A 22,347-nucleotide genomic window follows, 5' to 3' on the forward strand; every position below is an offset into this window, starting at 1 on the left:
CCTCCGGTGCGGCGTGCCTATATCGGTCGCATGACCAGTCCCACCGACCCCCGCCGCTTCCTCTATCGCGCCGACGCGCTCGACCCCGATTTGGCGCAGGCGCTCGCGCGTGAAGCCTTGGCGAAGGCCGACGACGGCGAACTGTACCTGCAATATCGCGCGACCGAGAGCTTCGGGTTCGACGACGGACGGCTCAAGACCGCCGATTATTCGACCGACGCCGGCTTCGGGCTGCGCGCGGTGTCGGGCGAGATGACGGGCTTTGCCCATGCCAGCGACATCAGTGCCGGGGCGATCCGCCGCGCTGCCGAGACGCTGGCGCTGCTCGATCCCGCCAGCCAGCCGCACGCGCCGCCGCCGCCGCGCACCAACCGGCATCTGTATGACGAGGCGAACCCGCTCGACCTGATCCCCTTCGCGAAAAAGGTCGCGCTGTGCCAGGAAATCGATGCCGCAGCGCGCGCCCGCGACCCGCGCATCGCGCAGGTGTCGGTCAGCCTTGCGGGCAGCTGGTCAGTGGTCGAGATCGTCCGCGCCGACGGTTTCCTCGCGACTGACATCCGCCCGCTCGTCCGCCTCAACGTCTCGATCGTCGTCGAGGAAAATGGCCGCCGCGAAACCGGCGTGTTCGGGCTCGGCGGACGCTATATGTACGACCATCTGTTCGAACCCGCGCAGTGGAACCGCGCGATCGACGAGGCGCTGGCGCAGGCGCTCGTCAATCTGCGCGCGGTCGACGCCCCCGCGGGCGAATTCACCGTGCTACTCGGCCCCGGCTGGCCCGGCGTGCTGCTGCACGAAGCGGTCGGCCACGGGCTCGAGGGCGATTTCAACCGCAAGGGCACCAGCGCCTTTTCGGGCCGCATCGGCCAGCGCGTCGCCGCGCCCGGCGTGACGGTGGTCGACGACGGCGCGATGGACAGCCCGGTCGGCGGCGGCCGCCGCGGTTCGCTCAGCATCGACGACGAAGGCACCCCGACCGGCGAGACAGTGCTGATCGAGGATGGCATCCTCAAGGGCTATATGCAGGACCGCCTCAACGCGCGCCTGATGGGGGTCGAACCCACCGGCAACGGGCGGCGCGAAAGTTTCGCCCACGCGCCGATGCCGCGAATGACCAACACATTCATGCGCGGCGGCAACGACGATCCCGCCGAGCTGTTATCGCGCGTCAAGAACGGCATTTTCGCCAAAAGCTTTGGCGGCGGACAGGTCGACATCGTGTCGGGCAAATTCGTTTTCAGCTGCACCGAGGCGTACAAGATCGAGAATGGCAAGCTGGGCGATTCGATCAAGGGCGCGACCCTGATCGGCGACGGGCCGAGCGTGCTGACCAAGGTCATGGGCATCGGCAACGACATGGCGATCGACGAAGGCATCGGCATCTGCGGCAAGGGCGGCCAGAGCGTCCCCGCGGGCGTCGGCCAGCCGACCTTGCTGGTCAGCGGGCTGACGGTGGGCGGGACGGCGTAGCACCTCGAACACGCGTCATTGCGAGCGAAGCGAAGCAATGACGAAAAACCTGTGACGCACCTCACTTGGCGTGCCGCTTTCCCGCGCCTATAGTCCTTCCAACAGAAAAGAAATCGGGCCGCATTATCCGCCGGGTCTCCCCCGGCAACAGGGAGGATGTTCATGCGTTCGAGTCTGCGTTTTGTTTCCGTCGCCGCCATCGCCGCGATGCTTGCCGCCGTGCCGGGTTCGGCGCAAAAAACCACCGGTCCTGTCGAACGCTATGAAATGGACGTCGCGACCGCGTCGGGCTTTGCCGCGATGGCGGCGGGCGGGCGCGGGGTCGGCAATATGATGGGGATGATGTTCGGCGGCGGGCCCGACGGCAAGGTCGCGCACACGCTGGAACTGCGGCTGGGGTCGAACCAGACGCCGACCGCGCCGCCGGTCAAGGCCGATCATTTCTTTCTGCCGCAGGCCAAGCTCGGCAAATCGGTGCCGCTGCTCGGCCCCGAACCCGGCAAGCCGCGCGAGCGCGAAGACGGCAATGAAATGCCCAAGGATTTCGAGCGCCCCAAGGGCCGCCTGCTGCTGTTCTGGGGCTGCGGCGCCAAGGCGGGTCCGGGGCAGCCGGTGATCATCGATTTCGCCAAGCTCGCCGCGGGTCAGATGCCGCCGAACCTCTACACCACCACGGTGCCGCGCATTCGCGAAGTGATGACGACCAACAGCAAATCCTATGCCGGTTGGCCGAACAGCAAATCGTCGAAACAGCCTGCGTCGGGATCCTCGCTGCTCGGCGCACACCGGATCGTGGGCAATGTCGGGCCGGAGATCAATTTCACCCTCGCACAGGATTATATGCCTGGGCTCAACGCGTCGACCACGATGCAGGGCGACGGGTCGGTGATGATCCGCTGGAACCAGCTGGTCCCGGCGACCGGCTATGTCGCCTGGGCGTTCGGCGGCATGGACCGCGGCGGCGGGAACGGCGACATGGTGTGGTGGACGAGCAGCAACGCGCGCGAATTCGGCGGCGGGCTGTGGGACTGGCTGCCGCCCGCGACCGTTGCGGGCCTGGTGGCGAAAAAGGTCGTGATGCCGCCTGCACAGACAAGCTGCGCAATTCCGGCCGAGGTCAAAAAGGCGTCCGGCGAGATGATGTTCGGCAACCTCAACGCCTTTGGTCCCGAGGCCAATTTCTCCTATCCGCCGAAACCCGCGGGCAATGCGGTGTGGAACATCGACTGGACCGCGAAGGTCCGTTTCCGTTCGCACACCAGCCTGCTGATCGGCGCCGATTTCGGCGGCATGGGCGGATCGGGCACCGCGGGCGGCACCCCCGAAGCGCCCGCGAAAAAGAAGAAGTGCAAAGGCCCGCTGGGTATTCCGCTGCCCGACGGGGCGTGCTGACCGGCGGTCAGGCTCTGTTCACGCGCGCCGGTGCATAGCGGCGGCGGGTAGGGTATGTTGAAGACAGGAGTCGAACCATGCGTCTGCACATTCCAATGATATTTGCCGCTGCGGCGCTGGCCGCCATCCCAGCGGCCGCTAGCGCGCGCGAAAAGCTTGCGCCCGAAGAGCAGCTGGCGAAGCTGCTCGAAGGCCGCGTCGCGGGCGAACCGCAAAATTGCATCCCGCTGTCGATGGCGCGCAGCAGCCAGGTGATCGACAAGACTGCGATCGTCTATCGCGTCGGCAGCACGCTGTGGGTCAACCGCCCGGAGGGCGGTGCCTCATCGCTCGACGATGATGACATTCTGGTCACCAAATTGTCGGGCAGCCAGCTGTGCAGCATCGACGCGGTCCAGCTGCGCGACCGCAGCAGCCATATGTACAGCGGCTTTGTCTCGCTCGGCAAATTCGTGCCGTATCGGCGCGTCAAAGGCGAATAGCCGCTCCCCCTGTCATCGTCATCCCGGCGCAGGCCGGGATCTCACCGGCGCGTCCATGCGTTAGGCCAGGATCCCGGACTGCGCCGGAATGACGAACGTTTCTGACCGAGGATTTGACCGCGCGTGACGCAGCAAAACGACACCCCACCCACCGACTGGCCGCAGCAACTGCTGAGCTTCTGGTTCGACGCGCATGGCATGGACGACTGGTACGGCGGCGGTCCCGATTTCGATGCCGCGGTGCGTGATCTTGCCGAAAGCTGGCACGAAGCGCTGCGCTCGCAGCCTGCCGAAACCTTGCTCACCGACCCCGACACCGCGCTCGCCGCGGCGATCCTGTTCGATCAGGTGCCGCGCAACATCTTTCGCGGCCACGCCGATGCCCTTGCCACCGACAGCTTGGCCCGTGCCATCGCGCGCGGGATCGTCGCCGAGGGTTGGGATCAGCATTGGCCCGATGAGCGGCGCCAGTTCGCCTATCTGCCGTTCGAGCATAGCGAGGATATCGCCGACCAGCGCGAATCGCTGCGGCTGATGAACCAGCTCGCCGATCCGCTGTTCCACGATTATGCGCAAAAGCATTTCGACATGATCGACCGCTTCGGCCGCTTTCCGCATCGCAACGCCGCGCTCGGCCGTGCCACCCGCCCCGAGGAGGAAGCGGCGGTGGAGGAAGGCAAAAATTGGTGATAGGGCGGGCGCATATCATTCGCGGAGCGCAGCCATGGCCGACTTCACCGATACGCTGACCGACAAGCATATCGCCTTCATCGAAAAACAGCCGATCTATTTCACCGCCACCGCCGCCGTGGACGCGCGGATCAACCTGTCGCCGAAGGGCTATGCCGACAGTTTCCGCGTGTTGTCGGAAAATCGGGTCGCCTATCTCGACCTTGCCGGGTCGGGCAACGAAACCCACGCGCACCTAACCGCCGACGGGCGCATCACGATCATGTTCTGCGCCTTCGATCGCAGCGCATTGATCCTGCGCATCTATGGCCGCGGCCGCCCGGTGCTGCCGCAGGACGATGAATGGGACGCACTTGCGGCGCATTTCACCCTGCTCCCCGGCACCCGCCAGATTTTCGTGATCGACGTCGAGAGCGTCCAGACCAGCTGCGGCTGGGGGGTACCGATGATGGAGTTGCAGCACGAGCGCGACACGCTGCAAAAATATCACCGCCAGGCCGACCGCGCGCTGTGGGTCGAAAAGACTTTGGGGCGCACCAAGAGCATCGACGGGCTGCCGACGCGCCCGACCGACCGATTTATCGAAGGCGGGTCCGCCTGATGCCGCTGGTCGAACTCGTCCGCATTCCGAACGGCGCCGAAGCCGAACTGCTGCGCGGGCGGATCGAAAGCGCCGGGGTGCACGCGGTCTGTTTCGACGCGGGGATGAATATCGCCGAAAGCGTCGGGCTGATGATCCCGGTGCGGATCATGGTGCTCGACGAGGATCTGGAAGAAGCGCGGGCGTTGCTGGCGGAATTTGAAGCGGGATAACACAAAGCCCGTCATTGCGAGAAGCGAAGCGACGCCGCAATCCAGAGCTTGCGTAGACCGCCCTGGATTGCTTCGCTCCGCTCGCAATGACGATCTATTTTAACGCAACCGAACCGGGACGCCGTTCGTCCTGATCTCATAGAACCCAATAGAGGCCTCTCCCGCCATCCCATGATCAAAGTCGCCAGTTACAATATGCGCAAGGGCATCGGGCTCGACCGCCGCCGCGATCCCGGGCGGGTGCTGGCGGTGCTCGGCGAGCTCGACGCCGACATCGTCGCGTTGCAGGAAGCCGACCGCCGGTTCGGCACCCGCGCCAGCGCGATCCCGCCGCATATGCTGGACGAGCATAGCGACTATGTCGCGGTCGCGCTCGACAATCGCCCGCACAGCATCGGCTGGCACGGCAACGCGCTGCTCGTCCGCAAGGGCGCCGAAGTCGAGGAAAGCCATGCGCTGCACCTGCCGACGCTCGAACCGCGCGGCGCGGTCGCGGCGACGATCCGCATCGGCGACACAAGATTGCGGGTGGTGGGCATGCACCTCGACATTTCGGGACTGCGCCGCCGCCATCAGGCGCGCGCGATCCTGAACCATGTCGCCGACGGCGAGGAACTGCCGACGATCCTGATGGGCGACTGCAACGAATGGCGGAACCAAGGCGGCTGCCTGCACGATTTCGGCGAGCGCCACCGGCTCGTCGATACCGGCCACAGCTTTCACAGTCGCCGCCCAGTCGCCAAGCTCGACCGCATCTTTGCGTCGCCCGACCTGGAGGCGGTCGATGCCGGCGTGCACCGCAGCGCGCTCGCCGCACGGGCATCGGATCATCTGCCGATCTGGGCGCGGTTTACGAAGGTGGATTAGCAATCGCCGCCGCTGCGAAGGCGGGGGCCGCGCGCGCCCTTACCCTGCCGCGATGAACAACGGCGACAGCGGCCCCAACCTTTGCCGGGATACGAATATCAACCAGGTTCATTCTTTGCTTTCGTCGTCCCCCAACATCCGCACATCAGTCCGCGGATAGGGTATCCGGATCCCAGCCTCCTGGAAGCGGTCCCAAACTCCTAAGAACACCTCACCCTGGATATTGCCGAGCCCTGCCTCGGGGTCCGAAATCCAGATGCGCAGTTCATGCTCGACGGCGCGTTCGCCAAATGCGGTGATCCACACCGCCGGTTCGGGTTCGTCCAATATGCGCGGGTTCGCCTTCGCCGTCTCGATGATCAGCCGCTGCGCCTGCCGCAGGTCTGCGTCATAAGGCACCGGAATCCGCATCCGCACCCGCACTTCGGGGCTGGCATAGCTCCAGTTTTCGACCGCCTGCGTCATCAGCAACTCGTTCGGGATCAGATGCTTTTTGCCGTCGCGGGTGACGACATTGACGGCGCGCACCCCGATCTTGGCGACGCGGCCCACATTGGGCATCCCGCCGGGCAGCGTCGATCCGCCCATGCTGCTGCCATCACCGACGACGAGCACGTCGCCGGGCTTGATCGACCGGTCCATCAACAGGATGATCCCGGCGATCAGGTTGCCGACGGTTTTCTGCAATCCGAAACCGATCGCGAGGCCCGCGGCGCCCGAAAATACCGCCAGCGCGGTCAGGTCGATGCCGAGCAGGTCGATACCGAACAGCATAGCAAAGACGAACAGCGCGATCGCGATCAGCTTTTCGGTCAGCAAACGCTGGGTCTGGTCGATATGGGTGTTGCGGCGGAGCAGCCATTTGGTCGCGCGCAGCACAATCTTGACCGCCAAATACAGCAGGACAGCGACAACGACCGTCGAAAACAGGCTGTAGAGCGACAGGCGGTACGCGCCGACGTCGAGCCCGATCGCCTTCATCGCGACGACCATCCCGTCGAACCCCTCGCGCAGATTGGCGGCGGTGCTCATAGTGCCGCAAATCCGCGGGTCAGATCGGCGATCAGGTCGGCGGGATCCTCGAGTCCGATCGACAGGCGGATAAGCGGGTCGGGGTCAGCCCATTCGGTCGCGGTTCGGATGGGATTGCCGGGGACGACCAGACTTTCATAACCGCCCCAGCTGAACCCGATGCCGAACTGCGCCAGCGCGTCGATAAAGCGCGCGCGGCCCGCCGCGTCGGCGCCTTTCAGGGTGAAGCCGAACAGCCCGCTCGTCCCGCCAAAATCCCGCACCCAGATCGCATGGCCGGGATCGCAGGGCAGCGCCGGATGGAGAACGCGGCCCACATCAGCCCGCGCCGCGAGCCAGTCGGCGACCACCAGACCATTTACGCTGTGCCGCGCCATGCGCACGTCGAGCGTGCGCAGGCCGCGCAGCATCAGCGCGCAATCGTCGGGCGACACCGCCTGCCCCAACTGATACGCGGCGCTGCGCAGCCGCGGCCACACCGCTTTGGTCGCGGTCAGCGATCCCATCATCGCGTCGCTGTGGCCGCCGACATATTTGGTCAGGCTCATCATCGTCACGTCGACGCCATGCGCCAGCGCCGGAAACAGCAGCGACGTCGCCCACGTGTTGTCGAGCATCGTCAGCACCCCGCGCTCGCGCGCCACCGCCGTAATCGCAGGAATGTCCTGCACCTCAAAGGTCAGGCTCCCCGGCGATTCGAGGAAGATCAGCCGCGTTTCCGGCCGGATCAGATCGGCAATATCCGCCCCGACGAGCGGATCATAATAGGTGGTCGCCACGCCATAGCGCGCCAGCAGCCCGTCGCAAAAGGCGCGCGTCGGCTCATACGCGCTGTCGACCATCAGCAGATGATCGCCGGGCGCCAGCAACGCCAGCAGCCCCGCCGAATTGGCCGCGACCCCCGACGGGTACAGCAAAGTCCCCGCCGCGCCCGTCTCCATCTCGGTCAGCGCGTCTGCCAGTGCCCACACGGTCGGCGTCCCACGGCGACCGTAGTACAGTTTGTCGTGCGTCGCATGACCCCGCGCCTCAAGGTCGGCCATATTGTCGTACAGGATCGTCGAGGCGCGCCACACCGGCGGGTTGACAACCCCGCCGCCCAGCCGCGGATCGCCCGTCCACTCGGGCCGCCGCCCGCCCTGCACCAGCTTGGTGGCGGGGCGGAGGCTCTCGTCGTCGCTTTTGCTCATCCGCCCCTGTTAACGACACGCAGGGTAAAATCCAGAGGTGGGCTTTGTCCCTCCCGCGTAGCGGAACCAAATTATCTCACACAAAGACACAAAGAGGGCAGTTCGTGCGCGCACCGTGGGCGCGAGAACTGCCCTCTTTGTGTCTTTGTGTGAGTCAAAATAACGCTACGCGCGGGCATCGATTGATCGCCCGCGCCTCACGATACCCGCTTCAAGCCGCGCCGGTCGCCTTCGGCGTTGCCGGGTCGGCGCCCCATTCGGTCCAGCTGCCGTCGTACACCGCGACATCCTCCTTGCCGAGCAGATGTGCGCCAAAAGCCACGACGGTTGCGGTCATGCCGCTGCCGCAGGTGGTGACCAGCGGTTTGTCGAGATCGATCCCGGCGGCGTCGAAGGCGGCCTTCAGATCCTCACCCTGTTTCCAGGTGCCGTCGGCGTTGAACAGTGCGCTGTGCGGCAGGCTGCGCGAATTGGGAATATGGCCGGGCGCCAGACCCGGACGCGGATCGCGTTCCTCGCCGGTGAAGCGTGCCGCGGGGCGCGCATCGACGACCTGTTCGGCGCCGCTGTCGAGATTGGCGAGCATCTGGTCCTTGGTCCGCACCGCCTTGGCATCGCGCCACACGGTGAAGTGACGGTGGCGCAGGGTCTGCTTGCCCATTTCAAGCGCGCGGCCCTCGGCCTTCCACTTCGCCAGCCCGCCGTCGAGCAGCGCGACATCATGCGCGCCGAACAATTTGAGCAGCCACCAGGCGCGCGCCGCGCTTTTCAGCGGGCTGTCGTCGTAAAGCACAATACGGCTGCCATCGCCCAGACCCAGCGACTGCATCCGGCTGGCGAATTTTTCGGCCTGCGGCGCCATATTGTCGATATCGCTCGACGGGTCGGTCAGTTCGGCCAAGTCCATGAAAACCGCGCCCGGGATATGCCCCGCTTCATATTCGGCACGCGCATCGCGTCCCGAATCGCCCATGAATTTCGTCGCGTCCACGACCCGCAGGTCCGACGCCCCCAGTTCGCGTTCCAGCCAGTCGGTTGAGACCAAGGCGTCCATGTCATGCTCCTGTTGCGACCGATCGGAACCTTGTTGTCCCTTCGCCGGTCATCCTGCGCGCTTCTTTCCGGGGAGGACAAGCCTATGCCCCGCCGTGCTGTTTTTCAAGCACGGTGGCGCTGTGCCTCAGCCAATGCTGCGCCGCAACAAGAATTCAGCGCTTCGGACGGGCCCGAACGATTCTATTGAGTGCGTTGGATTGCAGTGGCGCGCGCACCAGGGCGATCGACCTGATAGACGGCGCGGTCGAGCGGCAATGGCGCCAGCTTGTCATGAGGACCCGTGCCTTGCTGGCGGCCGAGCACAAAACTGCCGGCGTTCTGGCCAAACGCCTCGCCCTCGCCGTCCCAATGATAGGTCACATCAAGCGCCATCACCGGCACCAACATGGGCTTGCCGCCGATCATCAGCGGTTCGATCGCGGTGCGCGGCAGCATGACTTCGGTCGACAATTCTTCGCCTGCGCCAGCATCGAGGGTCATGTCGTCGCGCAGCACGCTGCCCCCGGCCCCGTCAAAGAAGCGGCCCAACACCGCTTCGGGCATCGCCGATCCCTGATTGAGCGCGATGCGGACCATCAGTCCGGTCGCGGGCAAAATGCCCTGATTGATCAGATGGAGCGAGAATGCGACGACGACATGATCGGGCGCAAAGCGGATGCCGCGAATGTCGAGCGCCATGCCGACGACAGCGCGTCGTTCCCCCGCCGCACGATTGACCAGCGGCGATGCGGGCCGCGGTGCTGCGGGCAGCGTGGGAGGAGCAGGAACCGACGCAGGCGCTGGGCGCGGCGCGGGCGGGGTCGCAGCGCGCGGCGCTGGAGGCGGAACGGCGGGACGGGGTGCGTCGATCACGGTATCGTCGGTCGGACCCGCCAGCGTCGGACGGCGGCGCCAATACCACAGCCCGGCCCCGAGCGCGGCGAAGACTACGAGAATCCAGGCCCAAAGCGGCGTACCGGAGGGCGCCTCACCCGGCGTCGCCGCGATCGGCGTGGCGTCGGTTTCGGGCGCGACAGCAACGGTCGGCGCCGCAACCTCGGGCGTTGTCGATTCTAGCGGTGGCAGCGCGGCGCTGCTCTGCCCCGACGAATCGGACGCAGCATCCGGGGCTGCGGGCACCGCGCGCGATGTATCTGGTGCAGCGGTGTCGCGCCGGATCGGGCTCGGTGCGGGTGATGGCGAGGTCGTCGTCGGCTGGGTTGGCGTCACGCGCGGCGGCGCAGGGGTCGGTGTGGGCGCCGGATTCGGCGTCGGTTGCTGCGATCCGCGCCGTTCGTTCGGCGCAACCGGCGGCAGGCCATTGTCGGACGGGCCCTGCACTCCCGGCGCGCGACCGTCATTGGCGGGAGGCAGGCGAAAGATCGACGACGGCGCAGGGGTCGGCGTTTCCGTGTCCTGCGCGCGCGCGGTCGCAGTCGCCGTCAGCGCGAGCACCAGCGCAAACAACGGCAAACGCGCCGCGCTGCTGCTTTGCCCGAAATTCCTGTCCGTCATTATGATTCTGCGATCCCGAATTGTTTATCTTGGTCCAACCCGCTGAATTGGCGCTGAACCCGGCGCATTTCCCATCCCATCGGTGACAAAGGCCGCGCTGCGCCCTAGACGGTTTCCATGAGTGATTCCAGCCATCCACCGCTCGCGCCCAAACATCTGGGCCAGTCCAGCGACCTTCCTGCCGCGCCGCAAGCCGCCGTCCTCGACTATGTTCCCAATCCGCGCGCAGGCGAATTGTATTTGGTGCGCTTTGCCGCACCCGAATTTACCTCGCTCTGCCCGGTCACCGGCCAGCCCGACTTTGCGCATCTGGTGATCGACTATGCGCCGGGCGAGACGATCGTCGAATCGAAGAGCCTGAAACTCTTTCTCGGCTCGTTCCGCAACCACGCCGGGTTCCACGAGGATTGCACCGTCGGCATCGGCCGCCGCCTGTTCGACGAGATGCAGCCTTTATGGCTGCGCATCGGCGGCTACTGGTACCCGCGTGGCGGTATCCCGATCGACGTCTTCTGGCAATCGGGACCGCCGCCTGAAGGACTCTGGCTGCCCGATCAGGGCGTCGCCCCTTATCGCGGCCGCGGTTGACCCGGCCATGCGAGCGTCGCGTAAATCCAGCCGATCATGAACAATTGCACCGGCGCGCGGACCAGCAGATAGGCAGGCCCCAATGCATGGCCGCCGACCGGCGCGTGGACGACCGCAGCATAGACATTGGCGGGAAAAAAGACGACCAGCACGGCGATTGCCGCCCACGCGCTGATCCGCCGCGTGCGCGGCGCCAACAGACCCGCGGCGACGAGCAGTTCGAGCAACCCGGTCACCCACACCAGTTCCAGCCGCCACGGCACCCACGCCGGCAGCATCTGACGCATGTCCTCCGCGATCAGAAAATGCCCCGACGCGGTAAAGACGAAGCAGCAGGCGGCCCCAAAAGCGGCGGCAGTTTGCCGGGGCCGCCCGCGCAGTTGCTGCACCAGCACCGGCGCAGTCAGCAGCGCCAGCATGACGATCAAATTGGTCCAGATGATCTGTCTCCCAACGTCACGGCGCGGTTCCTGCCATCCGGGCGGCATAAAGTCAACACTGTTAACTTAGCGCGGCGCCGACGTTTTCATCTTTCCGTCACATTTTGTTGACACTAGTGTAAATGTCATGACCGCAGCCTCACTCCCGCACGACCACCCCATCGCCGTTGGCGCCGACCAGATCGATTTCATGGGTCATGTCAACAATGCTCATTATCTGAGCTGGGTGCAGGATGCGGTGCTGTCGCACTGGCGCCATATCGCGCCGCCCGAAGCGGTGGCGCAGCATCTGTGGGTCGCGCTGAAGCACGAGATCACTTATCGCCGCCCCGCCTTTCTCGACGACCAGGTCATCGCGACGGTGATCCTCGAAAAGGTCCAGGGCGCCCGCGCCTTCTACGAAACGATCATCAAGCGCGGCGAGGATGTGCTGGCCGAGGTCAAATCGAGCTGGTGCTGCATCGACGCCGAAACGCTGCGCCCGGCAAGGCTGGCGAGCGACGTGATTGCGCGCTTCTTTCCGGGTGAGAAGGTTTAGGCTGCCTCAAACCGAATCGGTAGCCGTTTCAATCCGCCGACGAACACCGATTCGACGCGGGCCGGTTCGCCGGTCAGTTCCAGGCTTTGGATCCGCGGCAACAGCTCTTCCATCAAGATCCGCATTTCCATGCGCGCCAGATGCTGGCCGAGGCAGACATGCGCGCCGAAGCCAAAGGCGATCTGCTGGTTCATTTCGCGGTCGGGGTTAAACGCGAACGGATCGGCGAACACATCCTCGTCGCGGTTGGCCGAGACATAGTTGAGCATCAGCCAGTCGCCGGCACTTATGGTCTGGCCGCCGATTTCGACATCTTCTTTTGCGCTGCGCATGAAATGCTGGACCGGGGTGGTCCAGCGAATCGCTTCCTCGATCAGCCCGGCCTTGTCGGTCGCCGCATCACTAAAGCGCGCGAACAGTGCGGGGTTCTTGGCCAGTTCCATGATCGCACCCGCGGTCGATGCGCTCGTCGTGTCGTGCCCCGCGGTCGCCACGATCATGTAATAGCCCGACATTTCGCGGTCGGGGATCTGCTCGCCATTGATCGTGGCATTGGCGATCACTGTCGCGATATCCTCACGCGGACGGGCGCGGCGTTCGGAGGTCAGGGCGCCGAAGTAATTTTCGAAATCGGCGATCACATAGTTGAGCATCGCGATCGCCTGCTCGGCGCTGGTGATCGCCTCACGGCTGCGGTTCAGTTCGGGGTCGGTCGGCCCGAACAATTGCTGCGTCAGCATCAGCATCCGCGGCTCGTCCTCGGGCGGCACCCCCAAGATGTCCATGATCACACGCAGCGGATAATGCGCGGCGACATCGCGGGCGAAGTCGCATTCGCCGCCCTGCGCCAACATCTGATCGACGGTTTCGCGGGCGATCTGGCGGATGCGCTCTTCGACGATCTTCAAATTCTTCGGCATGAACCAGCTCTGGGTCAGCAACCGGTATTTCATATGGTCGGGGGCGTCCATCTGGACCAGCGAGCGGATCAGATGGCCGTCATTGTTCGGGGTCGCGGCGCGCGCCAGCGCCTCGCCATCGCGGTTGGTCAGCACCGTCGGGCGGATGCCGTTGGCAAAGCGCTGCGGGTCGCGGCTGATCGCCATGATGTCGGCGTGGCGGGTGACGAGCCAGAACGGGTCATGGTCGTGGTTCTCGGCGACCGCCAGCGGCGCATTGGCGCGCGCCCACATCAACTGCTCGTGCAGCGGATCCCATTGGCCGTATGCGACGGGGTCGACGACGGCGGCGGCTACCTCTCGAGGCAATATCGGTTTTGTCATGAAACTGATGCTGCCGCGATTCGAAAGGCTTGTCGAGGGGTTCGACCTCTCCGCCCACTTCGTCTTTATCTCACGCAACCTGCGGCGCCCCCGCGGGCATCGCGCTCGCCCATTCGGCGCGCGCCTTGCGGATCATTGCCTTCAGCGCGTCGGCATGGCGCTGCCATGCCGCGGCAGTCGCATCGCTCCACACCGGCGCTGCCGCCAACTCCAATTCCCCGACGGTCCTATCGATAAAGGCATCATATTCGGCGATCGGCAGCGCGCCGTAATTGCGATGGGTGAACACCAGTTCGGCGATCAGCGGCCACACCCAGCCTTCGCGCTGCGCCAGCCCCAGCATCATCGCAAGCGTCTCGTCGGTCATCCGCCGCGATGCGGCATCGACCGAAATGAAGCTGGCGCGGCGGTTGGGATAGGCGTCGAAGAAGCGCTCGAACAGTGGAAGGCGGATGTCGATGCCGGCGTCGGCGACGGCGATCAGGCTCGCCTCCATCAACGCGGCATCGGCGTCGCTCATTTGAACAGGCTACCCAAAATCCCGCGCATCAGCTGGCCGCCGAATTTGCCCGCGACCTGCCGCCCGATGCTCGTCGCCGCCGAACGCGCCGCCGATTGCACCATCTTCTCGGTCATCGACGGCTTCGCCGCCTCGCGCGCCGCCGCCTTCTCAAGCCGCAGCCGCTCGCGCTCCTCGGCGGCTTTCGCCTTCGCCGCTTCCTTGGCCGCGATCGCCGCCTGCTTGTCGGCCTCCGCCTGCGCCTTCGCTTCGATCGCCGCGGCCTGCGCCTGTTCGGCTTTCATCGCGAGCAGTTCCTCGGCGCTTTCGCGATCAACGAGCGTGTCATATTTGCCCTCGACCGGCGAGATCGACTTGATGATCGCGCGCTCCTTGACGTCGAGCGGCCCGGCACGCGAGCAGGGCGGCTTGATCAGCGTGCGCTCGACCGGCGACGGCGCGCCGTCGGGCATCAGCAGCGACACCAGCGCCTCGCCGACCTTGAGCTCGGTGATCTCGCGCGCGACATCGATCTTGGGATTGGGACGGAAGGTGTCGGCGGCCGCCTTGACCGCCTTCTGGTCGCGCGGGGTGAAGGCGCGCAGCGCATGCTGGACGCGATTGCCGAGCTGGCCCGCGACATCCTCGGGAATGTCGATCGGATTCTGGGTCACGAAATAGACCCCGACCCCCTTCGATCGGATCAGGCGCACGACCTGTTCGATTTTTTCGGTCAGCGCGGGCGGCGCGTCGTCGAACAGCAGATGCGCCTCGTCAAAAAAGAAGACGAGCTTGGGTTTGTCGGGGTCGCCGATTTCGGGCAGCGTTTCGAACATTTCGGACAGCAGCCAGAGCAGGAAGGTCGCATAGAGCTTCGGGCTCGCCATCAACTTGTCGGCAGCGAGGATGTTGACATAGCCGCGGCCATTGTCGTCGCAGCGGATCATGTCGTGAATGTCGAGCGCGGGTTCGCCAAAAAAATGCGCCCCGCCCTGGCTTTCCAGCGTCAGCAATTGCCGCTGGATCGTGCCGACGGTCGCCTTCGACACATTGCCATATTTGGTCGTCAGTTCGTCGGCATTCTCCGCGCACCAGGCGAGCATCGCCTGCAAATCGCCAAGGTCGAGCAGCAGCAGATTCTGTTCGTCGGCGACGCGGAAGGCGATCGCGAGCACGCCCTCCTGCACTTCGTTGAGCCCCATCAGTCGCGCGAGCAGCAGCGGCCCCATTTCCGAAATGGTGGTGCGGATCGGGTGTCCCTGTTCGCCGAACAGATCCCAGAAGATGACCGGATTGTCGCGGTAGGCCCATGTCGTATCGCCAATTTCGGCGGCACGCGCGCCGAAAATCTCGTGCATCTTCGACATCGGGCTGCCCGCCATCGCCATGCCCGCAAGGTCGCCCTTGACGTCGGCGACGAACACCGGGACGCCGACCGCGGAGAATCCCTCGGCCAGTCCCTGCAACGTCACCGTCTTGCCGGTGCCGGTCGCCCCCGCAATCAGCCCGTGGCGGTTGGCGCGTTTCAGCACCAGCAACTGGCGTGGGCCATCGGCGGCGCCACCGCCGCCGAGACCGATATAAATTTCGCTTGCCGTGCTGCCGTCGCTCACTGTGCTTTTCCTCCACTTGGGCACCTCTCTATCGATCTAGAGTGGCAGGGCGAGACAGGCAATCGGCAAACCCGGATGCGGCGGCGGTGGCCGGTTGGGGAAGGAACGGCAGAAAACTGCGCAACTTCACTCGCAAATTGCGGTGGGCGATCACGGCGCCGACGTCTTAAGGCGACAAAAGATACCGACGTGGCGGCCAAAACTGTCGCCTTTGTCGCCATAAAATAGCGGCGCGTGCCGGAGGTCCGGGAGAAGCGGCTGTTTCATCCGAGATCGTAGATCATGCCGGAACAATCTAGGAAAGGCGTTTTTGATAATGCCCGAAGGTGGCGACCAACGGCCGATTGCGGACGTCAGCTATCCTCCCCCAACGGGGGAGGGGGACCACCCGAAGGGTGGTGGAGGGGCACAGGAAGTTGACGCGGCGCTGAGCCGACAGGGCCTACCTTTTCCGGGAACCGGCTGGGGGCCTACTTCCTCACCGGTAAGGCAAACCGCTTGTGCCCCTCCACCAGCTTCGCTGGTCCCCCTCCCCGTTCCGGGGAGGATCGGTTTTGTCCACTTTCACCCCAAAGCGCCGTCAAGCGCCGCGTTGGTTACCCCATGATGAAGGCGTTGAGCTTGTTGCCATCCGGATCGCGGAAATAGCCCGCGTAAAACCCCTCGCCGCGCGGTCCCGGGGGGCCTTCGCAGGTGCCGCCATGGGCGAGCGCGATGTCGTACAGGCGCTGGACCTGATCCTTGTCTTTCGCTTCCAGCGCCAACATCACGCCGTTTCCGACACTCGCGGCATTACCGTCGAACGGCTTGGTCAGCCCGATGCCCGCCGCGCCGCCCGGCTTGCCCCAGGCGATGAAACCGTCGAATTCCATCATCCGCGGCGTGTCGAGTTCGGCGGCAATTGCGTCGTAAAAGATCGCCGCTTTCGCAAGGTCGTTCGTCCCCAGGGTCACATAGCCAATCATGATTCTTCTCCCGACTCGGTAGTGTTAGAACATAATAAGAACATAGATGGCGACGCGCAAATAAAAAGGGCGCCGGACCAGATGGTCGCGACGCCCTTTCTATAGGCAATGATGCCGGAGTTTATTTCACCCGCACCGCGATGAATGCCGACGGATTACCGCGGCGCAGGATTTCAAGCAGCACCGCATCACGGCCAGCGCGCTTGGCATCGGCCACCGCCTTGGCCAGTGCCTCACTGCTCGTTACCGGCACCCGGTTGGCGCTCAGGATCACGTCGCCGCGGCGCAGACCCTTGCGGCCCGCGTCGCTGTTTGCCGAGGCGGCGCCGATCACCAGACCCTTGGTATTGGCATCGACCCCAACCGCGCGCGCGATGTCCGGGGTGACGACCTGCACCGCCAGGCCGAGTTCGTCCTGGATCGCCTTGTCGGCGGCGCCGGTCGCATCCTCGGGCTCGGTCTGCTCCGCTTCGGGATCGAAGGTGTTGCCGGCCAGTTCTTCCTCGGGCGGACGGGTGCCGACGAGGACGTTGAGGGTCATCGGCTTGCCGTCGCGAATAATCTCGAGCGGGATGCGCGTGCCGGGTTTGGTGTTCGACACGATATAGGACAAAGTCTGTTGCGGCGTGACGTCGCGGCCATTGACCTTGGTCACGACGTCGCCGCGTTTCAGCCCGGCCTTTTCACCCGCCTGATCAGGCTCGACGCGCTGGATGAACTCGCCGCGGTCCTTGGGCAGGCCCAGCGCCGCGGCCAGATCCTCGTCGACCGGCGCGATGCCGATACCGAGATAGCCGCGCTGAACCTTTTCGCCCGCGCGCAGCGCGTTGATCACCGGGATCGCCGCATCGGCTGGGATAGCGAAGTTGACGCCGATATTGGCGCCGACGGGCGAGATCAGCATATTGTTGATGCCGACGACATTGCCCTGCAAATCGAACAATGGCCCGCCCGAGTTGCCGCGGTTGATCGCGGTATCGGTCTGGATATAGCGGTCATAAGCGCCGCCCTGCCCGATGTTGCGCTGCAATGCCGAGATGATGCCCGCCGTCACCGTCGAGCCAAGGCCGAGCGGGTTGCCGATGGCGACGACCCAGTCACCGACGCGCGCGGTGCGGCTGTCGGCGAATTTCACGAACGGCAGGCCGGTCGCATCGATCTTGAGCAGCGCCAGATCGGACGCGGCGTCGCGGCCGACGATCGTCGCGCGATATTCCTTCTGATTGGTCAGCGTCACCGTGACCTGATTGACCGCCTCGCCGCGCGGGCCGCCCGAAATCACATGGTTGTTGGTGACGATATAGCCATCGGCGGAGATCAGGAAGCCCGAGCCGCCGCCCTGCTGTTCCTGGGTGATCGGCTCACGCGTCCCGGCAAAGGGATTGAGCCGGACGCCCAGCGTGACATTCTGCTTGGTCGAGATATTGACCACCGCGGGCTGCAATTGTTCGACCAGATCGGCGAAGCTTTCGGGCGCGCCCGAACGCGGCACGACCTTGGCGATTTCGCTGCCCTCATTCTGCGCGACCTGCGCGCCGACGGGGGATTGGGTGACCAGCGCCAGCGCGGTGCCACCCGCCAGCAAGGCCGAAGTGATGCCATAAACATAACGCACGATCGGTAATCCTCTTCTCATCCGAAAAATTCACTAACCCCGGCTGCGGCGGTCTGCGGCGCAGCGGCTGAACGCCAATTGAACATGAACGGGCGCTTTCGGTTCCATTCACCGGCGCGCCCGTCCGCATCAACCGCCGCTGAAACGCTTCAGATATTCATTGTCGGGCGACATGATGATCGACGTTCCGCCCTGGTTGTTCTCGCCCAGGAAGGTCTGGCGATAGCTTTGCATGGCGCGATAGAAATCGTAAAATTCGGGATCCTTGCCAAAGCTCGCAGCATAGATGCGCGCGGCTTCACCATCGGCGTTACCGCGAATGATCTGCGCTTCCTTTTGCCCTTCGGCGCGGATCGCGGTCGCTTCCTGCTGGCGCGCGGTGCGCATGCGATTGTACGCGGCCTCGAGCGTCGCGCCTTCGGGCAGGTCGGCGCGCTTGATCCGCACGTCGATGACTTCGGCGCCATATTTGTTGGCCTCGCGGTTCAGCGCGATCTGGATATTGTCCATCACCGCGCCGCGTTCGGGCGACAGCAGGGTGGCAAAGGTGCGCTTGCCCAGCTCGTTGCGCAGCGACGAGCCCAGGATCGTCGCCAGCTGCTGCTGCAAGCGTTCCTCGGTACGGATCGCGGTGTACATGCGCACCGGGTTGGTGATGCGGAAGCGCGCAAAGGCATCGACCTGCAACCGCTGCTGATCGGTCGACAGCACCTGCTGGCGCTCCATGTTCACGCCCATGATCCGCTTGTCGATATACTGGATATTGTCGGTGAACGGGACACGCAACACCAGGCCGGCGCCCGAACTGCCAAATTCTTCGTTCGGCTTGTACCGGTTCACGGTGCGTTCGATTTCACCGAAGCGCAGGATCAGCGCCTGCCGGTCCTCGGGCACGATCGCCAGCGACTGCGACAGAATGACGAGCAGCGCGACGACCCCGACGAGCAGGCGCACCGGGTTCTGAGTCAGCGAGCTAAACATCATTCGCCTCCCTTCGTCGCCGCGGCGGGCGGGGTGGCGGGAAGCCGTTTCTGGACCTCGTTCAGCGGCAGATAAGGGGTTACCCCGCGCGCTTCGACGACGGTCTTGTCGACATTCGACAACACATTCTCCATCGTTTCATAATAGAGGCGCTTGCGGGTCACCCCCGGCGCCAGCCGATATTGTTCGTAAATCTGGTCGAACGCCGCGGTGTCGCCGCGGGCGCGTTCGAGCACCTGCTGCTGATAGGCGCGCGACAGGTTGATCGCCGATTCGCGCTCCTGCAGCGCCGCGGTGACTTCCTTGAACGCCTCATCGACCTGGCTCGGCGGGTCGGCCTGGCGGATCGCGATACCCTGGATCGATACCCCGGCGCGATATTGGTTGAGCAGATCCTGCATCCGTTGCTGAACCTGCGCCTCGATCTCGACACGACCGGGGCCGATGGCATCGGTCAGGTTGAAATTGGCGACGGTGGCGCGCATCGAACTTTCGGCGACTTCGCGGATCGTGCCTTCGGGATCAGACAGCTGGAAAAAGAACAGCTCGGGATCGCGCACCGACCAGCGCACTTCATACGCCAGGTCGATCAGGCTCTGGTCGCGGGTCAGCACGAAATTTTCGTCGGTCGCATTGGGCGAACCGACCGCCATGGTGCGGATGGCGCGCACGTCTTCCAGCCGGACGCGTTCGATCGGCGCCGGCCAGGTCAGCTTCACGCCGGGGCCGACGGTGCGCGAATAGCTGCCGAGCCGGGTGACGACGCCTTCCTTTTCAGGCGGCACGATGTGGACGGACGAAAAGATCACCCACAGCACCACCGCCGCGAGCACGCCCCACTTCCAGAACTTCGCCGAATCACCCAGATCGAACTGGCCGCCGCCGCCCGATCCGCCACCACCAAAGCCGCCGCGCCCCTTGCGCAGCAGCTCGTCGAGCGCCGAAGGGCCGCGCGGTTTGCGGCCGCGATTGATGTCGATCGGATCGGGAGTCACCCACGGGTTGCGGGGGCCGGGCTTTTTGCCATCCCCTGCGCCATCGCCATCCCCACCCTTGGGTCCATTGCCCCACGGGCTGTTGGCCATCAGGCTGATCGCCTCGAAAAATTGCCGCAATCCTTGTGGGCTGCGGCGTCCGGTGGTGCCGTCGATTTTCTCGTTCATAACGCTTTTATAGGGTCGGCGCGCGCGATTAACAGGGGGTGCGCGCGAAAATGGGTGGCATTTGACCCGCGCATGCCTATCTGCCGCGGACATGACCGATCAAAGCGCCGATATCGCCCGCCTGACCACCGCCGCCGCAGACCTGAGCGAGGGGCGCACATCGGGGCTGCGCTTGCTCGACGATGCCGGATTGCTGGCGGTGGTGCTCGACGTATCGGGGCTGGCGGTCGAGGATCGCAAACCGCTCGAAGACAAATTGCGCGCGGGTCTGCTCGGCGAGGCGGGCGTCAGCGAGGTCCGCATTGCAATGACGGCCGAAAAAAAGTCGATGACGATCGTCGCGGTCGGCAGCGGCAAGGGCGGGGTTGGCAAATCGACCCTCGCCGCCAATCTGGCGGTCGCGCTGCAACGGCGCGGGGTCAAGGTCGGGTTGGTCGATGCCGACATCTATGGCCCGTCGCAGCCCCGGCTGATGGACAGCGAGCATGTGAAACCCGAATCGCGCGGATCGAAACTCGTTCCCGTGCCCAATGCCTATGGCGTGCCGATGTTGTCGACCGGACAGATCGCGGCGCCGGGGCAAGCGATCGCCTGGCGTGGGCCAATGGCGGGCAAGGCGCTCGAACAATTGGTCGATGCCAGCTGGGGCGACATCGACACCCTGATCGTCGACCTGCCGCCCGGCACCGGCGACGTCCAGCTGACGATGATCCAAAAGCACAAGCCCGCAGGCGCCGTGATCGTATCGACCCCGCAGGATCTGGCGCTGATGGACGCGACGCGCGCGATCAGCCTGTTCGAACAGGCTGATGTGTCGATCATCGGGCTGGTCGAGAATATGGCGGGCTATGCCTGTCCGCATTGCGGCGAGGTCAGCGATCCGTTCGGCAGCGGCGGCGCAGAAGCGGCGGCCAATACGATGGGTTTCGACTTTCTGGGCCGCGTCCCGCTGTCGATGGGCATCCGGCTGGCCAGTGATGGCGGTGTTCCACCCGCCGCCGGAACCGACCCGGCGGGCGAACCGTTCCATGCGATAGCGGCCAAGGTCGCGGACTGGCTGGCCGCGCGCAAACAGGGGTAAGACGATATGGCAATCAACGACGAAGGCGAAATTCGCGAGCTGCTGGGGCAAAAACGCCGCATCGCGGTGATCGGCGCCTCGCCGAACCCGGCGCGCGCGTCGAACGGCGTCCTCGCCTTTCTGGTCGCGCAGGGCCACAATGTGATCGCGGTCAATCCGGGCCATGCCGGGACGACGATCCATGGCGCCCCGGTCGTCGCAACGCTGGCCGATGTCGAGCCGCCTGCCGAAATCGTCGATATCTTCCGCAACAGCGACGACGCCGGAGCGGCGGTCGATGAGGCGATTGTCCATGGCGCGAAGGCGGTGTGGATGCAGCTTGGCGTGATCAACGACGCCGCGGCGAAGCGCGCCGATGCGGCGGGGCTGGTGGTGGTCATGGACCGCTGCCCAAAGATCGAGATTCCGCGGCTGGGGCTGCTAAAGTGAAAACCACGCTGACCTTTGCCGCCGCCGCCGTCGCCTTGACGGGCTGCGCGACAACCCCGGCCGCCAGCAATCCGCAGGACGAATTTTTCGCGGCGCTCACCGCGCATTGCGGGAAGGCCTATGCCGGTAAACTCGCCAGCAATCAGGACGCCGATGCCGATATGCGCGGCAAGGCAATGGTGATGCACGTCCGCAGCTGCACCTCCGACCGGATCGAAATCCCCTTCCACATCGACGGTGTCGGTCCCGATGGTGGCTGGGACCGTTCGCGCACCTGGGTCATCACGCGCACGGCGACAGGGCTGCGTCTGAAGCACGACCATCGCCATGCCGACGGCAGCAAGGACGAGCTGACGATGTATGGCGGCGACACCGCCAACCCCGGGACCGCAAGCCGCCAGACCTTCCCGGTCGACGCCGAATCGATCGCGCTGTTCACCCGCACCGGGCGGAGCGTGTCGAACACCAACATCTGGTCGGTCGAAACGACGGCGGACAGTTTTACCTACGGCCTCAGCCGCGAGGGCCGCGATTTCCGCGTGACCTTCGATTACCGCCAGCCGGTGGCGCCGCCGCCTGCTCCTTGGGGGTGGTAAGAATCCTCCCCGTGGCGAAGTCACGGGGAGGTGGCAGCGCGATGCGCTGACGGAGGGGCTTTGGCGC

The 22,347-nt window shown here is 65.0% G+C and carries 24 protein-coding genes; 12 read left to right on the top strand and 12 right to left on the bottom strand.

The window, feature by feature from the left end:
* The first annotated feature begins 30 nt into the window (after positions 1-30).
* The 7 genes from tldD to B4F07_RS00150 all read left to right on the top strand — a co-directional run bounded on the left by tldD (position 31) and on the right by B4F07_RS00150 (position 5,717).
* Positions 31-1,473: a metalloprotease TldD gene (gene tldD / locus B4F07_RS00120; protein ID WP_293699192.1), complete on the top strand. Its 1,443-nt coding sequence runs from the start codon at positions 31-33 to the stop codon at positions 1,471-1,473.
* Positions 1,474-1,635: 162 nt separating this feature from the next.
* On the top strand, positions 1,636-2,865 hold the full coding sequence (locus B4F07_RS00125; protein WP_293699195.1) for a hypothetical protein: 1,230 nt from the start codon (positions 1,636-1,638) through the stop codon (positions 2,863-2,865).
* A gap of 77 nt (positions 2,866-2,942) precedes the next feature.
* Positions 2,943-3,347: a hypothetical protein gene (locus B4F07_RS00130; protein ID WP_293699197.1), complete on the top strand. Its 405-nt coding sequence runs from the start codon at positions 2,943-2,945 to the stop codon at positions 3,345-3,347.
* A gap of 123 nt (positions 3,348-3,470) precedes the next feature.
* Complete coding sequence (locus B4F07_RS00135; protein WP_293699200.1) at positions 3,471-4,037, top strand: DUF924 family protein; 567 nt, start codon at positions 3,471-3,473, stop codon at positions 4,035-4,037.
* A 34-nt stretch (positions 4,038-4,071) separates the two neighbouring features.
* Entirely contained in the window at positions 4,072-4,638 is a 567-nt protein-coding gene (locus B4F07_RS00140) for a pyridoxamine 5'-phosphate oxidase family protein (protein WP_293699203.1), read from the top strand.
* Complete coding sequence (locus tag B4F07_RS00145) at positions 4,638-4,850, top strand: DUF2007 domain-containing protein (RefSeq protein ID WP_088443116.1); 213 nt, start codon at positions 4,638-4,640, stop codon at positions 4,848-4,850. The genes B4F07_RS00140 and B4F07_RS00145 overlap by 1 nt, the downstream gene beginning before the upstream one ends.
* A 171-nt stretch (positions 4,851-5,021) precedes the next feature.
* On the top strand, positions 5,022-5,717 hold the full coding sequence (locus B4F07_RS00150; RefSeq protein ID WP_293699209.1) for an endonuclease/exonuclease/phosphatase family protein: 696 nt from the start codon (positions 5,022-5,024) through the stop codon (positions 5,715-5,717).
* A 108-nt stretch (positions 5,718-5,825) separates the two neighbouring features.
* Here B4F07_RS00150 and B4F07_RS00155 read toward each other — a convergent pair whose 3' ends face one another.
* From B4F07_RS00155 to B4F07_RS00170, 4 genes are all read right to left on the bottom strand, one after another.
* The gene (locus B4F07_RS00155; RefSeq protein WP_293699212.1) at positions 5,826-6,749 is read right to left on the bottom strand and encodes a mechanosensitive ion channel family protein; all 924 of its coding nucleotides are present in this window, start codon (positions 6,747-6,749) and stop codon (positions 5,826-5,828) included.
* Positions 6,746-7,939, bottom strand: a complete 1,194-nt coding sequence (metC, locus tag B4F07_RS00160) for a cystathionine beta-lyase (RefSeq protein ID WP_293699215.1) — start codon at positions 7,937-7,939, stop codon at positions 6,746-6,748. Before metC ends, B4F07_RS00155 begins: the two co-directional genes overlap by 4 nt.
* Before the next feature lie 211 nt (positions 7,940-8,150).
* A complete protein-coding gene (gene sseA, locus B4F07_RS00165; protein WP_293699218.1) occupies positions 8,151-8,993 on the bottom strand; it encodes a 3-mercaptopyruvate sulfurtransferase in 843 nt (280 codons plus the stop codon).
* Positions 8,994-9,175: 182 nt separating this feature from the next.
* Positions 9,176-10,489 carry a hypothetical protein gene (locus B4F07_RS00170; protein ID WP_293699221.1) on the bottom strand — a complete coding sequence of 438 codons (1,314 nt, stop codon included), beginning with the start codon at positions 10,487-10,489 and terminating at the stop codon, positions 9,176-9,178.
* 117 nt (positions 10,490-10,606) lie between these two features.
* Here B4F07_RS00170 and queF point away from each other — a divergent pair, with 117 nt between their 5' ends.
* Entirely contained in the window at positions 10,607-11,077 is a 471-nt protein-coding gene (gene queF, locus B4F07_RS00175) for a preQ(1) synthase (protein ID WP_293699224.1), read from the top strand.
* On the opposite strand, the gene B4F07_RS00180 is transcribed toward queF, so the two are convergent.
* A complete protein-coding gene (locus B4F07_RS00180; RefSeq protein WP_293699227.1) occupies positions 11,059-11,565 on the bottom strand; it encodes a DoxX family protein in 507 nt (168 codons plus the stop codon). The two genes, queF and B4F07_RS00180, sit on opposite strands and share 19 nt — an antisense overlap.
* A gap of 79 nt (positions 11,566-11,644) precedes the next feature.
* Here B4F07_RS00180 and B4F07_RS00185 point away from each other — a divergent pair, with 79 nt between their 5' ends.
* Complete coding sequence (locus B4F07_RS00185; RefSeq protein ID WP_293699230.1) at positions 11,645-12,055, top strand: acyl-CoA thioesterase; 411 nt, start codon at positions 11,645-11,647, stop codon at positions 12,053-12,055.
* On the opposite strand, the gene B4F07_RS00190 is transcribed toward B4F07_RS00185, so the two are convergent.
* From B4F07_RS00190 to hflK, 7 genes are all read right to left on the bottom strand, one after another.
* Positions 12,052-13,338 carry a cytochrome P450 gene (locus B4F07_RS00190; RefSeq protein WP_293699233.1) on the bottom strand — a complete coding sequence of 429 codons (1,287 nt, stop codon included), beginning with the start codon at positions 13,336-13,338 and terminating at the stop codon, positions 12,052-12,054. The genes B4F07_RS00185 and B4F07_RS00190 overlap by 4 nt on opposite strands.
* A 70-nt stretch (positions 13,339-13,408) precedes the next feature.
* Positions 13,409-13,858 (bottom strand): hypothetical protein, encoded by a 450-nt coding sequence (locus B4F07_RS00195; protein ID WP_293699236.1) that lies wholly within the window; start codon positions 13,856-13,858, stop codon positions 13,409-13,411.
* The gene (locus B4F07_RS00200; protein WP_414711686.1) at positions 13,855-15,450 is read right to left on the bottom strand and encodes a helicase HerA-like domain-containing protein; all 1,596 of its coding nucleotides are present in this window, start codon (positions 15,448-15,450) and stop codon (positions 13,855-13,857) included. The genes B4F07_RS00195 and B4F07_RS00200 overlap by 4 nt, the downstream gene beginning before the upstream one ends.
* Positions 15,451-16,046: 596 nt before the next feature.
* Positions 16,047-16,415, bottom strand: coding sequence for a VOC family protein (locus B4F07_RS00205; RefSeq protein WP_293699239.1), 369 nt, complete (start codon positions 16,413-16,415; stop codon positions 16,047-16,049).
* A gap of 121 nt (positions 16,416-16,536) precedes the next feature.
* Positions 16,537-18,030, bottom strand: coding sequence for a trypsin-like peptidase domain-containing protein (locus B4F07_RS00210; protein WP_293699242.1), 1,494 nt, complete (start codon positions 18,028-18,030; stop codon positions 16,537-16,539).
* A gap of 129 nt (positions 18,031-18,159) precedes the next feature.
* Positions 18,160-19,011, bottom strand: coding sequence for a protease modulator HflC (gene hflC / locus B4F07_RS00215; RefSeq protein ID WP_293699399.1), 852 nt, complete (start codon positions 19,009-19,011; stop codon positions 18,160-18,162).
* The gene (gene hflK / locus B4F07_RS00220; RefSeq protein ID WP_293699245.1) at positions 19,011-20,174 is read right to left on the bottom strand and encodes a protease modulator HflK; all 1,164 of its coding nucleotides are present in this window, start codon (positions 20,172-20,174) and stop codon (positions 19,011-19,013) included. The genes hflC and hflK overlap by 1 nt, the downstream gene beginning before the upstream one ends.
* A 91-nt stretch (positions 20,175-20,265) precedes the next feature.
* Between hflK and B4F07_RS00225 the strand changes: the two genes are divergently transcribed.
* The 3 genes from B4F07_RS00225 to B4F07_RS00235 are packed head-to-tail and all read left to right on the top strand — an operon-like array spanning position 20,266 to position 22,280.
* Positions 20,266-21,255, top strand: coding sequence for an Mrp/NBP35 family ATP-binding protein (locus B4F07_RS00225; protein WP_293699248.1), 990 nt, complete (start codon positions 20,266-20,268; stop codon positions 21,253-21,255).
* A gap of 6 nt (positions 21,256-21,261) precedes the next feature.
* Complete coding sequence (locus B4F07_RS00230; RefSeq protein ID WP_293699251.1) at positions 21,262-21,684, top strand: CoA-binding protein; 423 nt, start codon at positions 21,262-21,264, stop codon at positions 21,682-21,684.
* A complete protein-coding gene (locus B4F07_RS00235; RefSeq protein ID WP_293699254.1) occupies positions 21,681-22,280 on the top strand; it encodes a hypothetical protein in 600 nt (199 codons plus the stop codon). Before B4F07_RS00230 ends, B4F07_RS00235 begins: the two co-directional genes overlap by 4 nt.
* Positions 22,281-22,347 lie beyond the last annotated feature (67 nt).

The sequence above is a fragment of the Sphingopyxis sp. UBA6723 genome (genome assembly GCF_002454115.1).
Taxonomy (GTDB): domain Bacteria; phylum Pseudomonadota; class Alphaproteobacteria; order Sphingomonadales; family Sphingomonadaceae; genus Sphingopyxis.